The sequence below is a fragment of the Pseudomonas sp. FP1742 genome (assembly GCF_030687145.1).
Taxonomy (GTDB): domain Bacteria; phylum Pseudomonadota; class Gammaproteobacteria; order Pseudomonadales; family Pseudomonadaceae; genus Aquipseudomonas; species Aquipseudomonas frederiksbergensis_D.
Map to the genome: position 1 here is coordinate 4,670,019 of NZ_CP117460.1, position 21,733 is coordinate 4,691,751.

Annotated in this window: 9 protein-coding genes; 4 read left to right on the forward strand and 5 right to left on the reverse strand. The window is 61.9% G+C overall.

Annotated features, from left to right (window positions below; genetic code table 11):
- Window positions 1-9: 9 nt before the first annotated feature.
- From PSH64_RS21150 to PSH64_RS21160, 3 genes are all read right to left on the reverse strand, one after another.
- Window positions 10-531: a GNAT family N-acetyltransferase gene (locus PSH64_RS21150; protein WP_305478546.1), complete on the reverse strand. Its 522-nt coding sequence runs from the start codon at window positions 529-531 to the stop codon at window positions 10-12.
- A 254-nt stretch (window positions 532-785) separates the two neighbouring features.
- Complete coding sequence (locus PSH64_RS21155) at window positions 786-2,111, reverse strand: ATP-binding protein (RefSeq protein ID WP_305478548.1); 1,326 nt, start codon at window positions 2,109-2,111, stop codon at window positions 786-788.
- Entirely contained in the window at window positions 2,108-2,788 is a 681-nt protein-coding gene (locus PSH64_RS21160; protein ID WP_105343391.1) for a response regulator, read from the reverse strand. Before PSH64_RS21160 ends, PSH64_RS21155 begins: the two co-directional genes overlap by 4 nt.
- Window positions 2,789-3,116: 328 nt before the next feature.
- Here PSH64_RS21160 and PSH64_RS21165 point away from each other — a divergent pair, with 328 nt between their 5' ends.
- The 4 genes from PSH64_RS21165 to dsbG all read left to right on the forward strand — a co-directional run bounded on the left by PSH64_RS21165 (window position 3,117) and on the right by dsbG (window position 7,354).
- Window positions 3,117-3,890, forward strand: coding sequence for a hypothetical protein (locus PSH64_RS21165; protein WP_305478550.1), 774 nt, complete (start codon window positions 3,117-3,119; stop codon window positions 3,888-3,890).
- A gap of 121 nt (window positions 3,891-4,011) precedes the next feature.
- A complete protein-coding gene (dsbD, locus tag PSH64_RS21170) occupies window positions 4,012-5,745 on the forward strand; it encodes a protein-disulfide reductase DsbD (RefSeq protein ID WP_305478552.1) in 1,734 nt (577 codons plus the stop codon).
- On the forward strand, window positions 5,745-6,611 hold the full coding sequence (locus tag PSH64_RS21175; RefSeq protein ID WP_305478554.1) for a TlpA disulfide reductase family protein: 867 nt from the start codon (window positions 5,745-5,747) through the stop codon (window positions 6,609-6,611). The genes dsbD and PSH64_RS21175 overlap by 1 nt, the downstream gene beginning before the upstream one ends.
- Window positions 6,587-7,354, forward strand: a complete 768-nt coding sequence (dsbG, locus tag PSH64_RS21180; protein ID WP_305478556.1) for a thiol:disulfide interchange protein DsbG — start codon at window positions 6,587-6,589, stop codon at window positions 7,352-7,354. The genes PSH64_RS21175 and dsbG overlap by 25 nt, the downstream gene beginning before the upstream one ends.
- 114 nt (window positions 7,355-7,468) lie before the next feature.
- Here dsbG and PSH64_RS21185 read toward each other — a convergent pair whose 3' ends face one another.
- Window positions 7,469-8,293: an alpha/beta fold hydrolase gene (locus PSH64_RS21185; RefSeq protein WP_105343378.1), complete on the reverse strand. Its 825-nt coding sequence runs from the start codon at window positions 8,291-8,293 to the stop codon at window positions 7,469-7,471.
- Window positions 8,294-8,494: 201 nt separating this feature from the next.
- Window positions 8,495-21,478, reverse strand: a complete 12,984-nt coding sequence (locus PSH64_RS21190) for a non-ribosomal peptide synthetase (RefSeq protein WP_305478558.1) — start codon at window positions 21,476-21,478, stop codon at window positions 8,495-8,497.
- Between the last annotated feature and the right edge of the window lie 255 nt (window positions 21,479-21,733).

Genomic DNA, 21,733 nt, shown 5'->3' on the forward strand with positions numbered 1-21,733 from the left:
GGAAACGCATCAGCGCCTCAAGGATTTAGACCCTCGATCAGCTTTCCATGAAGATGGCGACAGCGCCTTGTGCATGGGAATGGCGTGAAGCCCCGACACCGTGAAGGCTTCAGCACAAACCCGGTAACCCAGGCGGCGATAAAACGCTTCGCCGGTACGGGTGCTGTTGAGCCGTGCCTGGGGCACCCCCTGAGTGATCAACCAGGATTCGAGATCGTGCACCAGCGCTTGTCCGACGCCTCGTCGAAACCATTCCGGCTGCACATAACAGAACGCGACCTTGCCGCTGATCGCCGCCATGGCGACGCCGACCGGTTTGTCGTGCAACAGGGCGATGTTCAGGTACAACCGTGGGTCGCTCAGCCAGGGCTGCACATGTTCGATGGTTTTGTTGTGGGTCCAGGTGGCGACGGTTCGCGGATCGTTGCGGTGGTCGAGCGCGCAGCCGACGCGAATCGAGCGCTCGACGATCCGGCTGATGATGCCGGCGTCGGCAGACGTTGCCTTGCAGATGTGTATCGATGCATCCATGGCGCTGTTACCTCAATCCATTGAGTCAAAGCTGCCGGGGACGATAGCGCTGTGGGGGCCAGGTGGCTAATGGAGAGACGTTACATTTGGTGTGCAGAATTCATATGGGAGCAGTTGTCATGGTTCAGACTAGTCACAGATCCACTGTGGGAGCGGGCTTGCTCGCGAAAGCAATTTAACATTCAACAATGATGTTGACTGATAGCCCGCTTTCGCGAGCAAGCCCGCTCCCACATTTATTCGGCGGTGACTTGTCAGGCCGGCTGCAGAGGCATCGTCAATTCAACCCGCAAGCCATCCGGCCGGCTATCGAAATGCAGGGTACAACCGCAGCGCTGGACGATGGCCTGGACAATCGCCAGGCCGAGGCCGCAACCGGTGCTCTGGCCATTGCGCCAGAAGCGTTGGGTCAGGTGTTGCAAGTCGTCTTCGGCAATTCCCGGGCCGTGGTCGCGAACCAGAAAGTGCACGCGATTGCCATTGGTTTCCAGGCTCAGATCCACCGCCCTATCACCCGGGGTATGGCGCAGGGCGTTATCGAGCAAGTTGCGTAATGCAGCAATCGACAGCACTGCGGGCATTTGCAGCGGCGCATCGGAGAATCTGGCCGGCAGCTGAAACCTGATCCGCTGACGATCGCCGCTGGCCGCATCCTGAATCGCCAGTTTCGCCACCTGCTCGGCGCTGCATTGCACGCCATCATCGAATGACAGGCTGCCCTCGACACGCGCCAGCAGCAGCAATTGTTCAAGGGTACGGTGCAGGCGGTCGGCGCCCTCTTCGGCCCGGGCCAGGGACTGATCCCGAGCCGCACCGTCGGTCATGCGTGCCACTTGCAAGTGGGTCTTGATCGCGGTCAATGGGCTGCGTAATTCGTGCGCGGCATCACCGGTCAGTCGCCGTTCGCGCTCGATGGTCTTGCCGATGCGCTGGAACAGTTGATTCTGGGTTTCCAGCAGCGGTTGCAGTTCGCTGGGCAGCGGATGGATCTGCAACGGCTCCAGAGAATCGGCGCTGCGCCGCATCAGCGCATCGCGCATACGATTGAGCGGCGCCAACCCCTGACCGATGCCGAGCCACAACAGGCACAGGCAGCCAAGCAGCGCCACGCCGACCGGCACCGAGGCCGCCAGCAGAATGGACATGTTCAGCGCTTCGCGCTCGATCTGCCGGTCGGCGGTGGTAATGCGCACATCGCCCCGCGCCAGGGTGAAGCTGCGCCACGGCGCGCCGTCGATGATCTGATCGTGGAAGCCCATTTTCTCGGCTTCCAGGGCCTGTTGCGGGTCACTGTGACTGCGGGCAAGGATTTCGCCACGCAGCGAACTGACCTGACAAGCCATGCCTCCGGGGATATTCAATTGTTCAGCGCTGAAATGGGTGCCCTCGCCCTTGCTCGGTAACGCCGGCAATTGCTCCATCAGGCCGGCAACCATGCGCGCCGACGCCACCAGCCGCTGGTCGAGGGAAAACATCATCTGGTTGCGCAGATCGCTGAGCATCCAGGCCGCCGCCAGGGCCCAGATCAGCGCAAATGCGGCGCCGAGCGTCAGGCTCAGGCGCAAACGCAGGCTCATCACTTCGATTCTTCTCCACCATCAGCCGGGCCCAGGCGATAACCCAGGCCGCGCACGGTCTCGACAATGCCATTGCCGAGTTTACGCCGCAGGTGATGGATATGGACGTTAAGGGCGTTGCTTTCCAGCTCATCGTTGAAACCGTAGACGCTGTCCTTCAGCTGTTCGGTGGACAGCACCCGGCCACGGTTATGCAACAAGGCCTGCAACAGCGACTGTTCACGACGCGAAAGGTCGACTGACTGACCGCCGAGCATGGTTTCGCGGCTGCTTGGGTCGTAGGTCAGACGGCCATGCTCGATCAGATTGACACTGCGCCCCGCCACTCGCCGCAACAATGTGTGCAGGCGCGCGGCGAGTTCACGCAGGTCGAACGGCTTGAGCAGGTAATCGTCGGCCCCGGCCTGCAAACCGTCGACGCGATCGGTGACCGAATCCCGTGCCGTGAGAATCAACACCGGAATCTCCAGGCCACTGTGACGTAACTGCTGCAACAGCTTCAGGCCATCCTCATCGGGAAGGCCAAGGTCGAGCACCATGACATCGAACTCAGCCACCTTGAGCATCGCCCGGGCAGCCGACGCGGTAGCAACGTGCTCGACGGTCAGGCCTTGCGCGGTCAGGCCGGCAACGATACCGCTGGCGATCAGCTCATCGTCTTCGCAAACCAGTACATGCATGGGAGCCCCCAGGACAAAAAAGCGAGTGAAGCAGCCGAGGATTAAGCCGCAATTATGGCAAGGCCCGCCGCCGACGAGAAGCAGCGCTTCCCACGCAGGCGTCGCGACGACTAATCGACGAAGTGTTGAAAGTGAAGTTTGCTGTTAATGCTTGGCCGGACGCCTGCGAGCATGTCGTTTCAAACCGAAACATATTCCATCCTGAAAACATGACAACAGCCTAAAACATCACGCTACCCTAGCACGGCTCCACGCCAGGCCAATAACTGCCTGGAAGAAAGTCATTAAAGACCCGAACCCTACTTAATTATCTGAAAGGAATCAGATCATGCCGACACTTAAAAACATCGTGACCGTCGATTGGCGTTCAGGAAAAGACAAGATCTACTTCATCTTCAAAGACACCGATACTTATTCCCGCTTTGATATTCCCGATAACAAGGTCTCTGATGGATACCCCTGGCCGATTAAAGGAAACTGGGGGACGTTGGAAAACCACATGAAAAACCTGCGGTTTGGATTTACGACCACGGGCATAACGCTTGATCGTCCCATGGACTCTTCCGACCTCGATATCCTTTGGCTTTGCTATTACGAGCGTACTACGCCGATGGTCTGCGCCTACAATCAGGATACCGATGCGGTGATGCAAACCCGCAAGGTTGCAGACACTAAATGGAAGCTGCTGTTGCCTCACTTTGATCGAATCGTTGCAGGGACATGGTGGCAAGTAAGTCGCCCCTCACTCTTTCGATTCATCATGAATGACGGGAACTCCCTCTATCTGGATCTGGATGAGGATCCCAACCGGGACCACGGCTATATCGGTGGCAAACTTGACGACGACCTCCCTCCCCCTGTTGTAACCCCGGTCCAGTCACTGAGGACAGAGCCCATTACAGAGGCTACCTGGCCCGGTCTTGCTCCCTACAAAGACCGAATCATTACGGCGGTGCAAAACGATCGGACTTTCGCCGACAGTTATTACTATATCTTTCTGACTGACAATCAGTTTCTGACTTATAACATTCCGAAAAATCGCCTGGTTTCCGGTCCGCATGCGGTTGATAGCCAATCCTGGCCAGGCCTGTTGCGCAACTGAAGTTTCAAGCCGTAGTGGCTACCTCCTGACGGGGCGAGCAGGCGGTACCGGCGGCGGTTAATCATCGGTTAATCGCCGCCACCCATTGTGCAGTCAACTTGCACAGGGATAAGGCTTACCCATGCGTCGACTGTTTCTATTTTTTGTTCTCTTGATCTCGGGTGTGGCCCAGGCAGGGATAAATCCGTTCGACACCAAACCTGAATTCTTGCCAGTGGAAAAGGCCTTTGCCTTTACCTCCGAACGCCTCGAATCAGGTGAAACACAGCTCTATTGGCAGATTACCGACGGTTATTACCTTTATCAGAAGCGCCTGAATTTCGAAGGTTTGTCTGCGCAACAGCAGCCGGTATTACCGGAAGGCGAAGCACACAGCGATGAGTTCTTCGGCGAACAGGAGGTTTATCGCCAAGGCCTGGAGCTGAAGATTCCGGCGGGAACCACCGGTCAGATCAAGGTGGGTTTCCAGGGGTGTGCCGATGCCGGTTTGTGTTATCCGCCGCAAACCCAGATCGTGGACCTGGGCGGCAAGGCTACTGCATCTGCGGCCAGCGAAGCACCGGACCAAGCCTTGGCCAGCAGCCTGCAACAACGCGCGCTGGGCTGGAGCTTGTTGGTGTTCTTTGGTCTGGGCCTGTTGCTGGCCTTCACCCCTTGCTCGTTGCCGATGCTGCCGATTCTGGCGGGGTTGATCGTTGGCAGTGGTGCCACGCCCAAACGCGGTTTTACCCTCGCCGGCAGTTATGTGATCAGCATGGCGCTGGTGTATGCGGCAATGGGTGTTCTGGCGGCGTCGCTCGGCGCGAACCTTCAAGCGCTACTGCAGAATCCATGGCTGCTGGGCAGCTTTGCGGCGGTGTTCGTGCTGCTGGCCTTGCCGATGTTCGGTTTTTTTGAACTGCAATTGCCGGTGGCCGTGCGAGATCGGCTGGAACATGTTTCACGCAACCAACGTGGTGGCAGCCTGATCGGCGCCGGTGCGCTGGGGGCCTTGTCCGGTCTGTTGGTGGGACCGTGCATGACTGCCCCATTGGCCGGCGCCCTGCTCTATATCGCCCAGAGCGGCAATGCGCTGCACGGCGGGCTGATTCTGTTCGCCATGGGCATTGGCATTGGTGTGCCGCTGTTGCTGCTGGTGACCGTCGGCAATCGCTTCCTGCCTAAACCTGGCGCATGGATGAACCTGCTCAAGGGTGTGTTCGGTTTCCTGTTTCTCGCCACGGCTTTGCTGATGCTGCGCCCGGTGCTGAATGAATCGCTGTGGCTCGGTTTGTGTGGCGGTTTGCTTCTGACCGCCGCCTACAGCGCCTGGAAGCAGTCCCAGGGGTTTGGCCGCGTTGCCCATCTGTTCGGTGCCAGTTCGCTGCTGTTGGGGCTATGGGGCAGTCTGCTGGTGGTCGGTGCGGCGGGCGGCAGTGACGATCCGTATCAGCCGTTGCAGGTGTACAGCGCCGGTCGTACCGGCGCTATCTCGCCGAGCGCTCACGATGCATTCACCACGATCAAGGAACCCGCGGCCCTGCAACGTGAGCTCGACGCGGCCAGGGCCCAGGGCCAATGGGTGCTGCTGGACTACTACGCCGACTGGTGTGTGTCGTGCAAAGTCATGGAAAAACAGGTCTTCGGCAAACCCCAGGTGCTGGATGCGCTGAGCGATGTGCGCTTGCTACGGCTGGACGTCACCGCCGACAATGCCGCCAGCCGCGAATTGCTCGGCCGTTATAAAGTGCCGGGGCCGCCGAGCCTGTTGTGGATCGGCACCGACGGCGAAGAGCGTCGCAGCCAGCGCATCACCGGCGAGGTCGATGCCGGCACTTTCCTGCAACGCTGGACCACCACCCGAGACGCTCGTTAATGCTGACCTTTACCCTCGGCACCTTTGCCATCGCGCTTAACCATTTGCTGCTGATCAGTGCCCTGGCGCTGGCGACGTTTGTCGGCTGGCGGGTGGCCAAGCGTGGCGGCGAGAACCCGGAATCGGCGCTGTTCAGCCTGTTTCTGCTGGGCATGCTGGCGGCGCGGGTCGGTTTCGTGGTCGCCTACTGGGCGCAGTATCGCAACGATCCGTGGCAGATCATCGACCTGCGCGACGGCGGTTTCCTTGCCTGGCCGGGGGTGCTCGTATTGTTGCTCGCCGCGTTGTACCGAGGCTGGCGTCGACCGGGCATGCGTCGGCCATTGGGCTTTGGCGTGGCCAGCGGTCTGGCGTTCTGGCTGCTGGCGAGTTTCTCCCTGAGTATTTACGAACAAGGCACGCGCCTGCCGCAGATCACCCTGCGCAATGCCGCCGGCCAGACCATCCAACTCAGCGACTACCAGGGCGGCCCGTTGGTCATTAACCTCTGGGCCACCTGGTGCCCGCCGTGCCGCCGGGAAATGCCGGTGCTGGAAAACGCCCAGCAACAGCGCCCGGACCTGACCTTCCTGTTCGTCAACCAGACCGAAAGCATGCAGAGCGTCGCCACCTTCCTTGAAACCCAGGGCCTGAGCCTGACCAACGTGCTGTTCGATGGCAGCGGTCGATTGAGCCAGGCCGTGGGTTCCATGGCATTGCCGACTACGCTGTTCTACAGCCCTGACGGGTATCTGCTGGGCAGTCATCTGGGCGAACTCTCTGAAGCCAGCCTGGCCCGCGCCCTGGAAAACTTCGACACCCCGAACCCGGCCACCTCGGCCACGCCTTCAAGGAAATTGCCATGCTCCGCCTCCGCCACCTGCTGACACTGACCCTGGGTGCCACCCTGCTGCACTTGCCGTCGGTGCAGGCCGAAGAACTGCCTGAAGCAATCAAGAAGATCGAAGCCAAGGGCGCCAAAATCGTCGGCACCTTCGACGCGCCCGATGGCCTGCGCGGTTACGCGGCGCAGTACCAGAACCGCGGCATGACGCTGTACCTGACCCCGGACGGCAAACATGTGCTGCTCGGCAATCTGTACGACGCCGACGGTAATGACCTGAGCAGCGCACCGTTGCAGAAACTGGTGTACGCGCCGATGGCCAAGGAAGTCTGGGGCAAGATGGAAGCCAGCAACTGGATCGGTGACGGCAACAAGGACGCACCACGAATCGTCTATCTGTTCAGTGACCCGAATTGCCCGTACTGCAACATGTTCTGGGAACAGGCACGGCCGTGGGTCCAGGCCGGCAAGGTGCAGCTGCGGCACATCATGGTGGGCATCATTCGCGAAGACAGCCCAGGCAAATCCGCCGCGCTGCTGGCCGCCAAGGACCCGCAGAAAGCCCTGGAAGAGCACGAGAAATCCGGCAAGGGCAGCTCGCTCAAGGCCTTGAAAGACGTGCCGCCGGCGGTTCAGGCGAAACTGGCGGCGAACATGAAGTTGATGGAAGACCTGGAACTGGCCGCCACCCCGGCGATTTTCTACATGGATGAAAAGGGCCAGTTGCAACAACAGCAAGGCGCGCCGTCGCCGGAGAAGCTGGTGAAGATTCTCGGGCCGAAATGATGCTGCCTTCAGAGTCGAGGTGATTTCTCTAACGCCTTCGCGAGCAAGCCCGCGCCCACATTAGACCGTGTTTACGCGGTCTAATATGGGCGCGGGCTTGCTCGCGAAGAACGATTACACGGTCTTGCAGACTCTCTCTTCCATAAACTTCAATAACGCCTCGGTGACAAATGCCGGGTTCTCCAGATTGGAGATATGCCCCGCCTCCGGCACCAGTACATACGGACAACCGATCAACCCGGCCATTTCTTTGGTTTCCGACGGCGGACGTGGTTTGTCCTGGTCGCCGCACATCAACAGCGTGGTGTCAGCGTTCAGTTGAGCCAGACGCGGCAGCAGATCATCACGCCCAAAGGTAATCCGCCCCATCGGCACGATGCTTTCACGCAGACGCTCGGCTGGAAGCGCCGCCAGTTTTGCACGGAATTCCTGATACAGCGCCGACTGCGGATCGATACCCGGGCGGAAGAAAATCGGCACAATAATGTCGAGCAATTGCGGCGGAATCTCACCGCTGTCTTCGATCTGTTTGAACAGCGAGAAATAATATTGGCGAGTCGGTTCCGGCTCGACACCGACGTAGGTGTCCATCAGCACCAGCCCGTTGAGCCGCTGCGGCGCCGACAGCGCCAGGCGAACGCCCCACATGCCACCGACTGAAAGACCAACCAGCGTGACGCGGTCGATGTCCAGATGATCGAGCAATGCCAGTGCCTGACGCGCCACGTCATCCAGCGACGTCATGCCCTCGGGCATCCGCCCGGATTCGCCATGGCCCCACAGGTCCAGGGCGATGACCCGATAGTGTTGCGACAGGGCCGTAATCTGCGGCGCCCACATGGCCTGGTCCCACAGATAGCTGCCGGCCAGCAATACCGCCGGGCCTGTGCCTTGATCTATGTAGTGAAGCGCTTGTCCATCAATCGTTACGAAGGGCATTGACTATCTCCCTGGTGAAATAGGATCCATTAAAGAGCATGGGAAGCCTGAGCCGCGTGGGCCCCGTCAGTCAACCCGAACCTTTGTGGTGTCTGTTCTGGCGCCTTCGCGAGCAAGCCCGCTCCCACACTGGACCCGTGTTCGCAGGACTCATGTGGGAGCGGGCTTGCTCGCGAAGGCGCCAGCGCAAGCGCTAGAGAACTACAGCCCCTCCAGCTCAGCCATCAGGTCATTCAACCGATCCGCCTTCTCTTCGGTAATGTCGCTCGCCGCCAACCCGTCGATGTACCTGGCCAACTCCGCCACCGTGCTGCACTCGAACATCGCCCGCAATGGCACGTTGCGTTGCAGGACTTTTTGCACCCGCGAGGCGATCTGGGTGGCCAGCAGCGAATGCCCGCCGAGTTCGAAGAAGTTGTCACGCACGCCAACCTTCTCGACCTTCAACACCTGGGCCCAGATATCCGCCAGGGTCTGCTCCAGCTCATTGCCCGGCGCCTGATAGTCCTGGCTTTGCAACTGGCCGATCTCCAGCGCCGGCAGGGCTTTGCGATCGAGTTTGCCGTTGGCGTTGAGCGGCATTTTGTCGAGCCACAACCAGTGCAGCGGCACCATGTATTCCGGCAACTCGGCACGCAGGCGCTGCTTGATCCGCTCCAGTCGCTCGTTCGGATTCAATGCCGAATCCGCTGCCACCAGATAGCCGACCAGATGCTTGCCGTTGAGACCTTCCTGCACACCCACCGCCGCGTCGCGAACTTCCGGCTGCTCGTGCAGACGCGCTTCGATTTCACCCAGTTCGATGCGGTAACCGCGGATCTTCACCTGATGGTCGATGCGACCGACATATTCCAGCACGCCGTCACTGCGCCGCCGGGCCAGGTCGCCAGTGCGATACAAACGATCACCCGGTGCGCCGAACGGGTTTGGCACAAACACCTGCGCCGTGCGCAACGGATCGCTCACATAGCCGCGACCGACTCCGGTGCCGGCCACGCACAACTCACCCACCGCCCCCAGCGGCACCAGCTCCAGCGCGCCATCTAGCAGGTATAAACGGTTGTTGTCGGTCGGCGTGCCGATCGGCAGATAACTGCCACGGGTCGAGGCCTGGTCGACGCGGAAGAACGCCACATCGTCCGAGCATTCCGCCGGGCCGTAGGCGTTCACCAAACCGATCTCCGGGTAACGCAGCAACCATTGATGCGCCAGTTCCGGCGGCATCGCTTCACCGGTCGGCAACATCCAGCGCAGGCCGTCGAGGCTCATGCGGTCTTGGGTGAGCATGCCCTGAATCAGCGACGGTACGCTTTCCAGCACAGTGATGCCGTGGCTCTGAACGTGAGCCAACAAACCTTGCGGATCGTGGGCAATGCTGTTCGGCACGATGTCCACCCGGGCACCGAACAACGGCGCCGCGAGGAACTGCCAGACCGAAATATCGAAGCTTTGCGAAGCGGTCTGGGCGATCACATCGGCGTCGCTCAGCTTCAGGTACGGCACCTTGCTCAACTGGTTATTGAGCATGCCGCGCTGCTCGACCATCACCCCCTTCGGCAGGCCTGTGGAGCCCGAGGTGTAAATCACGTAGGCGAGGTTGTCCGGGCCGCTGTAAATACCCGGGTTGGCCAGTGAAACGTCGCTCGCCTGCACATCTTCCCAAACCAGCAATCGAGGCCGGTTGGCACATCCGAATTCCTCCAACAGCGTGACGGCTTGTTCACGGCACGCCTGGGTGCAGACCAGCAACGGCGTGCGGCTCAGGTCGATGATGCGGCTCAGACGCTGACTCGGCAGGCCCGGGTCCAGCGGCAGGTAACCGGCACCGGCCTTGAAGCTGCCGATGATCATGCCCAGCAGATCGAGGTTACGTTCGGCGAGCAGCGCCACCGGTTGATCGAGGCCGACGCCGGCGGCAATCAACGCATGGCCGAGACGGTTGCTGCGCTGGTTCAGCTCAACATAGCTGTGTTGCTGATCGAGACAACTGGCGGCAATCCGCTGCGGATGCCGGGCAACCTGCGCTTCGAATAATGAGACATAGCTCTGCTCCAGCGGATAGTCGTGTTGGCTCTGGTTGCAGCCATGGATCAGGAAGTCCTGTTCCTCGGCGCCCAACAGCGGCAAATCGGCCATGTCACCATGGAAGCCCTCGACCAGCGCCAGCAACAGGCGCTTGAACTCACCGAGCATGCGCTCGACGGTAGATTCGTCGAAGTAACGCTGGTCGTAGGACAGGTGCAAACCCAGGTCATCCCCCGGATAACAAACCGCCGTCAACGGGAAGTTGGTGTGGGTGCGGCCCGAATCCGAAGTGGCATTGAGGCTTTGCGCGCGGTCCAGCACCGAGACTTCCACCGGGGCGTTTTCGAACACGAACAGGCTGTCGAACAGCGGCTGGCCTTTCGGCAGTTCGCTGGTTTCCTGAATGCTCACCAGCGGCAGGTACTCGTACTCGCGCAGTTGCATGTTGCTGTCGAGCAAACCGCTGAGCCACTGACGAACGCTGCAGCGCTGATCGTCCTCGGGCATTTTCACCCGCAAGGCGATGCTGTTGATGAACAGCCCGACGGTGCGTTGCATCTCTGGCATGTCCACCGGACGCCCGGCCACCGTGACGCCGAACAGCACGTCGCGCTCACCGCTCAAGCGACGCAGCACCAACGCCCACGCCGCCTGGGCGAAGGTGTTGACGGTCAGCTGATGGGCCTGGGCCAGTTCGCGCAATTGCGCGCCGTCACGGGCATCAAGCCTTGTGTAACGGTCACCGACGATCATGCCGCCGCTGTCGCCGGCATGTTCACGCAGGAACGGCCGGTCGCTCGGAATCGGCGTGGTGCGATCGAAACCTTGCAGGTTCTGCCGCCACCACTGCCGCGCCTCGGCCAGGCTCTGGCGTTGCAGCCAGCCGATGTAATCGCGATAACGCGGCGGCACCGCCAGTTGCGCTTCGCGGCCTTCGCCGAGGGCGGTGTAGATTTCAAAGAAGTCGTTCATCAACAGCGAACGACACCAGGCATCGATGAGGATGTGGTGGTTGCTCATCATGAACCAGTAACGCTCCGCGCCCACCCGGATCAAGCGCAAGTGAAACGGTGCCTGATTGAGCAGATCGAACCCGGCCTCGCGCTCGCTTTTCAGCAGCGCCTGCAGCTTCGGTTCTTGCTCGGTTTCGGCCACCGCACTCCAGTCCAGATACTCGATCGGCGTGTTGCCCGGTTTATGGATCACTTGCAGCATGTCTTCGCCGATGTTCCAGCAGAACGAGGCGCGCAAGGCTTCGTGGCGGGCGATCACCGCTTGCCAGGCCAGGGCGAAACGCTCGGGGTCGAGCTCGCTGTTGATGCGGTAGCGGTCCTGCATGTAATAGAGGCCCGTGCCCGGTTCGAGCAAGGTGTGCAGTAGCATGCCTTCCTGCATCGGGGTCAGCGGGTAGACGTCTTCGATCATCGCCGCCGGCACGGGCAGTGCATCGAGTTGCGGCTGAGTCAGTTTGGCCAGCGGGAAGTCCGACGGCGTCAGGCCGCCCGCATGGTCGCTCAAGCAATGCTGGATCAGGCTGTGCAATTCATCCAGATACGCCTGCGCTAGGTCGGCGATGGTTTGCCGGTCGTGGCGTTCGGCGCTGAAGGTCCAGCGCAGCACCAGTTCACCACCGTACACCTGACTGTCGATGCTCAGTTCGTTGGGCAGCGGCGCATGCGGATCATGGGCCGCGCCGACCGGCTCATCGAGCGGACGGAACAGCGCATCGCTGCCGAAGCTCTGGTCGAACTGGCCGAGGTAGTTGAAGGTGATCGGCGCCAGCGGCAGCGCGGCCATGGTCTGCCGACACAGGCTATCGGCCAGGTAACGCAGCACGCCATACCCCAGGCCTTTATGCGGCACCGCGCGCAGTTGCTCCTTGATCGCCTTGATCGACGCGCCCTGCTCACTCACCGGAGTGAGGCGCAGCGGATAAGCACTGGTGAACCAGCCGACAGTGCGGGTCAGGTCGATGTCGTCGAACAGGGGTTCGCGGCCGTGACCTTCGAGTTGAATCAACGCTGACCCATGACCGCTCCAGCGGCACAACACACGGGCCAACGCAGTCAGCAGCAAATCGTTGATCTGGGTGCGATAGGCCATCGGTGCCTGTTGCAACAGTTGCCGGGTGCGCTCGCTGTCGAGGCGCACGCTGACGGTTTGCGCGTGACGATTCTGCTGCCCACCCCGAGGCTGATCACACGGCAATTCAGCGCTTGGGCCGGCCAGTTGCGCCTGCCACCAGCTCAATTCTTCCCGCAAGGATTCGCTGCCGGCATAAGCCTGCAACCGTGCGGCCCAGTCCCTGAAGGCACTGGTTTTCGCTGGCAGTTTTACTGACTGCCCGGATTCCAGTTGCCGATAAACCGTTTGCAAATCGTCCAGCAGCACCCGCCACGACACCCCGTCCACCACCAGGTGGTGAATGGCAATGAACAACCGTTGTTGCCCCTCGGGATCATCCACCAGCAGCGCTCGCATCAGTGGCCCTTGCTCAAGGTCGAGGCTGCGCTGGGCCTCGGCGAACAGCGCGGCGCATGTGTCCAGGGTCGGCACGTGTACCTGCCACAGCACAGCGGCATCGGAAACCGCCTGATGCTCGGCTTGCCAACGGCCGGCGACCTCAGTGAAACGCAGGCGCAAGGCGTCGTGCTGTTCGATCACCGCCAACAGCGCTTGCTCCAGGCGATGCGGCTCCAGCACCACGGTCGGTTCCAGCAGCAACGCCTGGTTCCAGTGTTGACGCTGCGGGATTTCGGTGTCGAAGAACCAGTGCTGAATGGGCGTCAGACGCGATTCACCCGTGAGCAAACCTTGCTCGGCGGTGACCTGCTCGGTGCGGGTCGCCACCGCAGCCAACGTCTGTACGGTCTGGTGCTGGAACAGGTCGCGCGGGCTGAAGTGAATACCCTGCTGCCGCGCCCGGCTGACCACCTGGATCGACAGGATCGAATCGCCGCCCAGTTCGAAGAAGTTGTCGTTGAGGCCGACCTGTTGAACGTTGAGCACTTCACACCAGATGCCGGCCAGGGTCAGCTCAATTTCGTTGCTCGGCGCCACGTACTGCTGACGATTCAACTCCGGGTCCGGCGCCGGCAGTGCGCGACGGTCGAGTTTGCCGTTGGCGGTCAGCGGCATGTTGGCCAGCAGGATCAAGTGCGTCGGCACCATGTAATCCGGCAACTGAGATTTGAGGTGCGCCTTCAACGCTTCGCGCAATGCAGTTTGTTGCGCTTCATTCTGCTCGGCCACGTCTGTAACCAGATAGCCCACCAGTTGCTTGCCGCTCGGCGCATCGAGCGCCAGCACGACCGCTTCACGGATCGATTCATGTTCCAGCAGACGGGTTTCGATCTCGCCCAGCTCGATGCGGAAACCACGGATCTTCACTTGATGGTCGATGCGGCCGAGGTACTCCACCAGACCATCGGCGCGCTGACGGACAAGGTCGCCGGTGCGGTACAAGCGTCCGCCGTTCGCGGCAAAAGGATCGGCGACAAAACGCTCGGCCGTCATCCCTGGACGCTGGTGATAACCCTGTGCCAGACCGGCACCGCCGACATACAACTCGCCGGTCGCACCTTGTGGCAGCAACGCCAGATCGGCGTCGAGAATGTACGCCACCCGAGCGCCAATCACGCTGCCAATCGGCACGCTGCCCTGCCCTTCTTCCAGTTGCTCCGGTGCCAGACTGGCGAGCGGCATGACCACGGTTTCAGTCGGGCCATAGGCGTTGAAAAACAGGCTCGGCTTGAACGCCGCGCGAATCCGTTGCAGGTGTTCGCCGGTCAGGGCTTCGCCACCGGTGATGCACATGCGCACCGGCAGGGTTTCGCCCTGGGTTGCCAGCCATTGCGCCAACTGGCTGCCGTAGCTCGGGGTGAAGCCGAGGATGTTGATGTTGTGGCGACGGATCAGCCCGCAGATTTCCTGCGCGTCCCACTGGCCTTGAGCGCGAAGGACCACCTGCGCACCACTCAACAGCGGCACCAGCAGACGCTCGGTCGCGGCATCGAAGTTGATCGAATAGAAGTGCAGCTCGCAGTCATCCGGGCGCATACCGAAACGCTCGATCACCGCGCGGCAGTGCATGGCGATTTCACCGTGGGACACCACCACGCCTTTCGGTTTGCCGGTGGAGCCCGAGGTGTAAATCAGGTATGCCTGATGTTGCGGCAGGCTGATAAACGGCAGTTCGCTGGCCGGGTAGTTGGCCAGGTCCGCGGCATCGTCTTCCAGGCACCAGCGACCGACGCTGGCCGGCAGTTCGCCGAGTGCCGCGAACATCGCCGCATCGCTGAGCAGTAAACCGATGCCGCTGTCTTCGATCATGTAGTGCAGGCGATCCAGCGGGTATTCCGGGTCCAGCGGCACATAGGCGCCGCCCGCCTTGAGGATCGCCAGCAAACCGATGACCATCTCCAGCGAACGTTCCAACGCCAAGCCGACCCGCACCTGCGGCCCGACACCGCGCTCACGGAGCATCCAGGCCAGACGATTGGCGCGGCTGTCGAGCTCGGCGTAGCTCAGGGTTTGCCCGGCGAACGTCAGCGCCGGCGCGTCCTTGCGTACCAGCGCCTGCTCAGCGAACAGCTGATGGATGCATTGATCGAGGCGATGCTCACCCGGCTCGATGCCGAGGCTGTCGAGCAGGTTTTGCTGTTCGCTGGCGTCGAGCAACAGCAGTTCACCCAAGCGCTGTTGCGGATCGGCCAGCAACGCTTCCAGCAGATTGCGCCAATGCCCGGCCATGCGCGCGATGCGCGGCTCGTCGAACAGATCGGTGCTGTAGGTCAGGCAGCAACCCAGGCGATGGTCGAGATCGGTGACTTCCAGGTTGAGGTCGAACTTGGTCGCTCGCGCATCGTTGGCCAGGTACTCGACGGTCATCCCGGCCAGGTTGCGACTCTGCTGGAATTCCCAGCGCTGCACGTTGCACATCACCTGGAACAGCGGGTTGTAAGCGGCGCTGCGCGGTGGTTGCAGGGCTTCGACCAAGTGATCGAACGGCAGGTCCTGATGGGACTGGCCTTCGATCACCGTGTGGCGAACCTGCTCGAACAACTCGCCGACCGACATCTGCCCGTCGAGTTGGCAACGCAGCACTTGAGTGTTGAGGAACGCCCCGATCAGCCCTTCGCTTTCCGGACGAATGCGGTTGGCCACCGGCGCACCGATGCGCAGGTCGGTCTGGCCGCTGTAGCGGTAAAGCAGCACCGCCAGGGCGGCGGTCATGGTCATGAACAGGGTCAGGCCGTTGTCTGCGTTGAAGGCTCGAACCCGCGCCGCGAGGTCATCGCTGAGGTCGAAGCGAAACAGTTCGCCCTGATGACTTTGCACCGGCGGACGCGGACGATCGGCGGGCAATTCCAGCAGCGGATGTTCACGGCCCAGTTGCGCGGTCCAGTAATCGAGCTGGCGCTGACGTTCGCCGGACTCCAGCCACTGACGCTGCCACACGCTGTAATCCAGGTACTGCACCGGCAAGGGTTGCAGTGGCGATTCGCGGTCATCGACGAAGGCTTCGTAGAGCGCGCTGAGTTCCCGGGCGAAGATGTCCATCGCCCAGCCTTCGGTGACGATGTGGTGCAGGGTCAGCACCAGGTAATGTTCCTGCTCGGCGGTCTTGACCAGGCAGGCGCGCAGCAACGGTCCGGTTTCCAGATCGAAAGGCGTGTGCGCCTCGCTGTCGGCCAGTTGCTGGACTCGCTGCTCACGGGTATCGGCATCCAGTGCGGAGAAATCCTTCCAGTCCATGCGCATACCGGTGTCCGGATGCACCTGTTGCCGGGCCACGCCGTCGACGCTCGGGAATGTCGTGCGCAGGGTTTCGTGACGCATGATCAACGCTTGCAGCGCCGCCTCGAAACGCCCGACATCCAGCACGCCGCGCAACCGCGCCATGCCGCCGACGTTGTAGGCCGGGCTGTCCGGTTCCATCTGCCAGAGGAACCACATGCGTTGCTGGGAGTAGGACAACGGCACCGGTTGGCGGCGGTCGACCTTCTCGATCGGAGGCTGCCGGTTGGTTTTGCCGCTGGCCTGGATCAAGCGAACCTGTTCGGCAAACGCGCCCAGCTCACTGGCCTCGAACAGCGCCCGCAACGGTAACTCGACGTCGCAGGCCTGACGGGTACGGGAGATGATTTGCGTGGCCAGCAACGAGTGGCCGCCAAGGGCGAAGAAGTCGTCGCGCAGACCGATCTGCGCTTGGCCCAACACTTCGCGCCAGATGCCGGCGATTTGTTGCTCAAGCGCCGTGACCGGTTCGACGTGCTCGCGGACATGCCACTGAGGTTCCGGCAAGGCGCGGCGATCGAGTTTGCCGCTCGGGCTCAGGGGAATTTGGTCCAGACGCATGAGTTGCGCCGGGACCATGTATTCCGGCAACTCGGCGGCCAGCGCAGCTGTCAGGCGTGCGGTTTGAGCGTCGAGGTCTTCAGTGGAATCAGTGGCGGTGTAGTAACCGATCAACTGCCCGCCGACCGCCGTTTCGCGCACCAGCACCACCGCTTGGGCGACGCCGGATTGTGCCAACAGCCGTGCTTCGATCTCTTGCGGCTCGACACGAAAACCGCGCAGCTTGACCTGCTGATCGAGACGACCGAGGTATTCGATTACGCCATCGGCGGTCCAGCGCCCACGGTCGCCGGTGCGGTACAGACGCGCGCCCTGCTCGCCCAGCGGATCGACGACAAAGCGTTCGGCGGTCAGCCCCGGACGGCCCAGATAACCTCGAGCCAAACCGATACCGCTGATGCACAGTTCACCCGGCACGCCGGCCGGCACCGGGTTGAGGTCACTGTCGAGCACCCGGCACAGCACGTTGCCCAATGGCCGGCCAATCGGCGAGCGCTCGCCATCGGTGGTTGTGCAGTGCCAGTGGGTGACGTTGATCGCGGTTTCGGTCGGGCCATAACGGTTGTGCAGTTGCACCGCCGGCAGTTGCGTCAGCACGCGGTTGCGCAGTTCGACGGGCAAGGCTTCGCCGCCGGAAAACACCCGGCGCAGGCTGGTGCATTCGGCGGTCAGCGGTTCGTCGATGAACAGCGAAAGCAGCGGCGGCACAAAGTGCAGCGTGGTCACGCCGTATTGCTGAACCAGTTGCGCGATGCGGTGTGGATCGCGGTGTTCGCCGGGACCGGCGATCAGCAAGCGGCACCCAGTGATCAGCGGCCAGAAACACTCCCACACCGACACGTCAAAACTGATCGGGGCTTTTTGCATCAGCACGTCGGTTTCGTTCAGGCGATAAGTGTTCTGCATCCATTGCAGACGTTCAGCGAGCGCCGCGTGAGTGTTGCCAACGCCCTTGGGCTGGCCGGTGGAACCGGAGGTATAAATCACGTAGGCCAGGTTGTCGCCGTGCAGGTGCAGACCCGGCGCATGGCTTGGCCAGTTCTCCAGGTGCAGGGCGTCCATGGCAATCACGCAGACGCCATCAGTGGCCGGCAAGCAGTCGAGCAATTCGGTTTGGGTCAGCAGCAACTCGACGCCACTGTCGCGGAGCATGTAGGCCTGGCGCTCGGTCGGGTAATCAGGGTCGAGCGGCACATAAGCGCCGCCGGCCTTGATGATCGCCAGCAAGCCGATCAGCAACTGCGGCGAACGCTCGGCGGCGATGGCCACGCACACATCCGGGCCGACGCCTTTGTCGCGCAGGTAATGCGCCAAGCGGTTGGCCTGAGTATGCAGTTCAGCGAAGTCCAGGCTGCCGCCGTCCCACAGCAACGCGGTGCGGTCCGGGGTCTGGCGCGCTTGTTCATTGAGCAGTTCCGGCAACCACTGCTGTGCCGGGTTGCATGGGGCAACGCTCCAGTCATTGTGCTGAGCGTGTTCGGCGGCGGTCAGCAGTTGCAGGTCGCCGATCGCTTGTTGCGGGCGTTCACAGATGGCTCGCAGCAGGTTGCTGAAGTGCTCGGCCAGACGCTCGATGGTCGGTGCGTCAAACAGTTCGCTGGCGTAGTCGAATGACAGGCTCAAACGTCCGTTGCGGTCTTCTTCGCTGTGCAGTTGCAGGTCGAACTTGGCTTCGCGGCTGTGCCACGGCAGCTCTTCGACGAGCAGCCCCGGCAAGCGGCGCAATGCACTGAGATCCCGTTGCTGGTGGTTGAACATGACCTGGAACAAACCTTGTTCGCGAGCCTGGGGGAAGGCTTCGAGCAGCTGTTCGAACGGCAGGTCCTGATGCGCTTGCGCCCCCAATGAGGCTTGCCGGGTTTGTGCCAGCAACTCCACGAATGGCAGTCGCGAGTCCACTTCGGCACGCAACACTTGGGTGTTGATGAAGAAGCCGATCAGCCCCTGGGTTTCCAGGCGTGGACGGTTGGCATTCGGCACGCCGACGCGGATGTCGCGCTGGCCGCTGTAGCGATGCAACAGGCTCTGGAACGCTGCGAGCAACAGCATGAACGGTGTCGATTCATGGGCCTGGGCGGTCTGGCGAATGGCATTGCTCAGGCCCGCGTCCAACCGCAGGGTGTGGCGGGCGGCGCTGTAAGTGTGCTGCGCCGAACGTGGGTGGTCGGTGGCCAGGCTCAGGGTCGGATGCTCGTCGCCCAACTGCGCTTTCCAGTAAGCGAGTTGCCGTTCGCCCTCCCCTTGCGCCAGCCACTGGCGCTGCCAACTGCCGTAGTCAGCGTATTGGGTCGGCAAGGCCGGGAGGCTGGCGGTCTGGCCTTGAGAGGCTGCCGCATACAGGCGCGAGAATTCGTCGATCAGCACGTTCAGCGACCAGCCGTCGGCGATGATGTGGTGCATCGTCACCAGCAGTTGATGATCCTCATCATCGAGGCGCACCAGGGTCACCCACAGCAGCGGGCCGTTCTCCAGGTCGAACCGGATGCGGGCTTCGTCCTCGCGGATTTGTTGCGCGCGGGCTTCACGCTCGGCGGCCGGCACGTCGCTGATGTCGATCACCTGAAGATCGAACTCAGCGGCAGCATCGACCTGTTGCAGGGCCACACCGTCGCGCTCGAAAAACCGCGTGCGCAGGGATTCGTGACGTTCGATCAGTTGCTGGAAACTGGCGCGCAAGGCGTCTTCGTCCAGTTCGCCGCGCAGGCGCAAGGCGCCGGGAATGTTGTAGGCGCTGCTCTGCGGGTCGAGTTGCCAGGTGATCCACAAACGGTTTTGCGCCAGGGATTGCGGCATGGCGTCGTTGCGCGACAGCTGAGTGATCGCGCCTTGGGCGAGGCCACCATCCTGTTGTTGCCGGGCGACGGCGGCGGCGAACGCGCCGAGGGTCGGCGCTTCGAATAACAGACGCAGATTCAGCTCCATCCCCAACGCTTCACGCAGGCGTGCGACCACTTGAGTAGCGGCGATGGAGTTGCCGCCGAGCAGGAAGAAGTGATCGTCGGCGTTGACTTGCTTGACCTGCAATTGCTCGCACCAGATCTGGCCGATCAGGGTTTGCAGTTCGGAACCCGACTCGCTGCTGCCTTCACTTTCGTTCGCTGCCGACGGGAAAACCGCATAGCTATCGAGGCTGCCATCGGCCAGGCGATTGCGGCAGGCCGAACGTTGCAACTTGCCGCTGGAAGTCTTGGGCAGCGCCCCCGGATTGAGCAGCACCACCACGCTCGGCGCCTCCTGATACGCCTCGGCCACCGCTTGGCGGATGGCTTTGATCAGCGCCTCGGGCGGCAGGATCTTCTGCACGCTGCGGCTGATTTCCGCGGCAATGCCGATGCCTTCCTGTCCCTCGAGGTTGACCGCGAACGCGGCCACGCGACCTTTGCGCACCACCTCCACTTCACGCTCGACGGTCTGTTCGATGTCCTGTGGATAGAGGTTGTGACCACGAACGATCAGCATGTCTTTCAGGCGCCCGGTGATGAACAGTTCACCATTACGCAAAAAGCCCAGGTCGCCGGTGCGCAGCCAGGTGCGACCGGCGTGCTGGACGAACGTCTTGGCCGTGGCCTCGGGGTTACGCCAGTAGCCATGGGCGATGCTCGGCCCGGTGGCCCAGACTTCACCGACCGCGTTGTCGGCGAGTTCTTCAAGCGTTACCGAATCGACAATCAGCACTGCATGATCCGGCTGGCTGATGCCACAACTCATGACCGGACTGCCGTCGCCCGGTTCGGCGCGGTTTTGCGCCAAGGCCTGATCGTCCACGCGCAACGCCGGAATGCCCTGACCGCGCGGAGTGCCGGCAACGAACAGTGTCGCTTCCGCGAGACCGTAAGAGGCCATGAAGCTGTCTGGCGTAAAACCACAGGCCGCGAATTTCTCGGCGAAGCGTTCCAGGGTGTCGAGGCGAATCGGTTCAGAACCGGAATAAGCCACACGCCAGCCACTCAGGTCGAGGCGTTCCAGAGCCGACTCGCTGACGCGCTCGCTGCACAGTCGATAGGCGAAATCCGGCCCGCCGCTGATGGTGCCGCCGTATTCGCTGATCGCTTCCAGCCAGCGTAACGGGCGGCCGAGGAAGTACGCCGGCGACATCAACACACACGGCACGCCACTGAATATCGGCTGCAACAGGCCACCGATCAGGCCCATATCGTGGTACAGCGGCAGCCAGCTGACGATCACGTCGTCAGGATTGAGGTCGATGCCAAAGCCGTGACGAATCAATCGTTCGTTGGCCACCAGGTTGCCGTGGCTGACTTGCACGCCTTTAGGCAATGCGGTGGAGCCGGAGGTGTATTGCAGGAAAGCGATGTGCTCGCCCTGCAAGTCCGGTGCGACCCAGCGCTCGGCCAGGCTGCTGTCGAGGGTGTCGACACACAACAGCGGCGGCGCTTCGTTGATTGGCAGCAAGGCGTCGCGCAGGTCGGCGCTGGTCAACAGCAGGCGCGGCTCGGCATCGCTGATGATCGACAGCAGGCGCTCTTGATGATGACGGCGGGTCGATTCCGGCGGATAGGCCGGCACCGCGATTACGCCTGCGTACAGGCAACCAAAAAACGCCGCGACGTAATCCGGGCCGCTGGGAAACAGCAGCACCGCGCGATCACCGAACGACGCCTCGGCCTGCAACGCACCGGCAATGGTGCGCGCCCGCTGGTCCAGCTCACGATAACTGAGCACCACAGCCTGATCCTGGGTTTCGGCAAGAAAACGCAAGGCCACCCGATCCGGCGTCAGGGCCGCGCGGCGCTGGAGGGCTTGGACCAGTGTGCTGGGGAGTTCGAACGCGTCGGTCATGAGGTTTCCTGCCTGAATTCGGCTTGCAAGTGGAATCGGTTTTCGTACGTCACGCCCGTTCACGGGCATGCAGGACGCGGTCTTCGCCGACCGCGCAGGGCATTGGCTATGCTGTTTTGGCCGGGGCTTGCGCCCGCAGCCATTCACCAATGAGAACGGATGAGGTCTAGGAATAATTAGTCGCCGGGCTTGAGCGCCGGCAGGCTTGTGGCCAGTGGGTGAGTCAGCGTGTCGCGGTTCTCACTCTGCCCTTTC

Excerpts from the sequence above, each read along its gene's own strand:
- PSH64_RS21150 (WP_305478546.1), bottom strand. The coding sequence starts at position 531 with ATGGATGCATCGATACACATCTGCAAGGCAACGTCTGCCGACGCCGGC.
- PSH64_RS21160 (WP_105343391.1), bottom strand. The coding sequence starts at position 2,788 with ATGCATGTACTGGTTTGCGAAGACGATGAGCTGATCGCCAGCGGTATC.
- PSH64_RS21165 (WP_305478550.1), top strand. The coding sequence starts at position 3,117 with ATGCCGACACTTAAAAACATCGTGACCGTCGATTGGCGTTCAGGAAAA.
- dsbD (WP_305478552.1), top strand. The coding sequence starts at position 4,012 with ATGCGTCGACTGTTTCTATTTTTTGTTCTCTTGATCTCGGGTGTGGCC.
- PSH64_RS21175 (WP_305478554.1), top strand. The coding sequence starts at position 5,745 with ATGCTGACCTTTACCCTCGGCACCTTTGCCATCGCGCTTAACCATTTG.
- dsbG (WP_305478556.1), top strand. The coding sequence starts at position 6,587 with ATGCTCCGCCTCCGCCACCTGCTGACACTGACCCTGGGTGCCACCCTG.
- PSH64_RS21185 (WP_105343378.1), bottom strand. The coding sequence starts at position 8,293 with ATGCCCTTCGTAACGATTGATGGACAAGCGCTTCACTACATAGATCAA.
- PSH64_RS21190 (WP_305478558.1), bottom strand. The coding sequence starts at position 21,478 with ATGACCGACGCGTTCGAACTCCCCAGCACACTGGTCCAAGCCCTCCAG.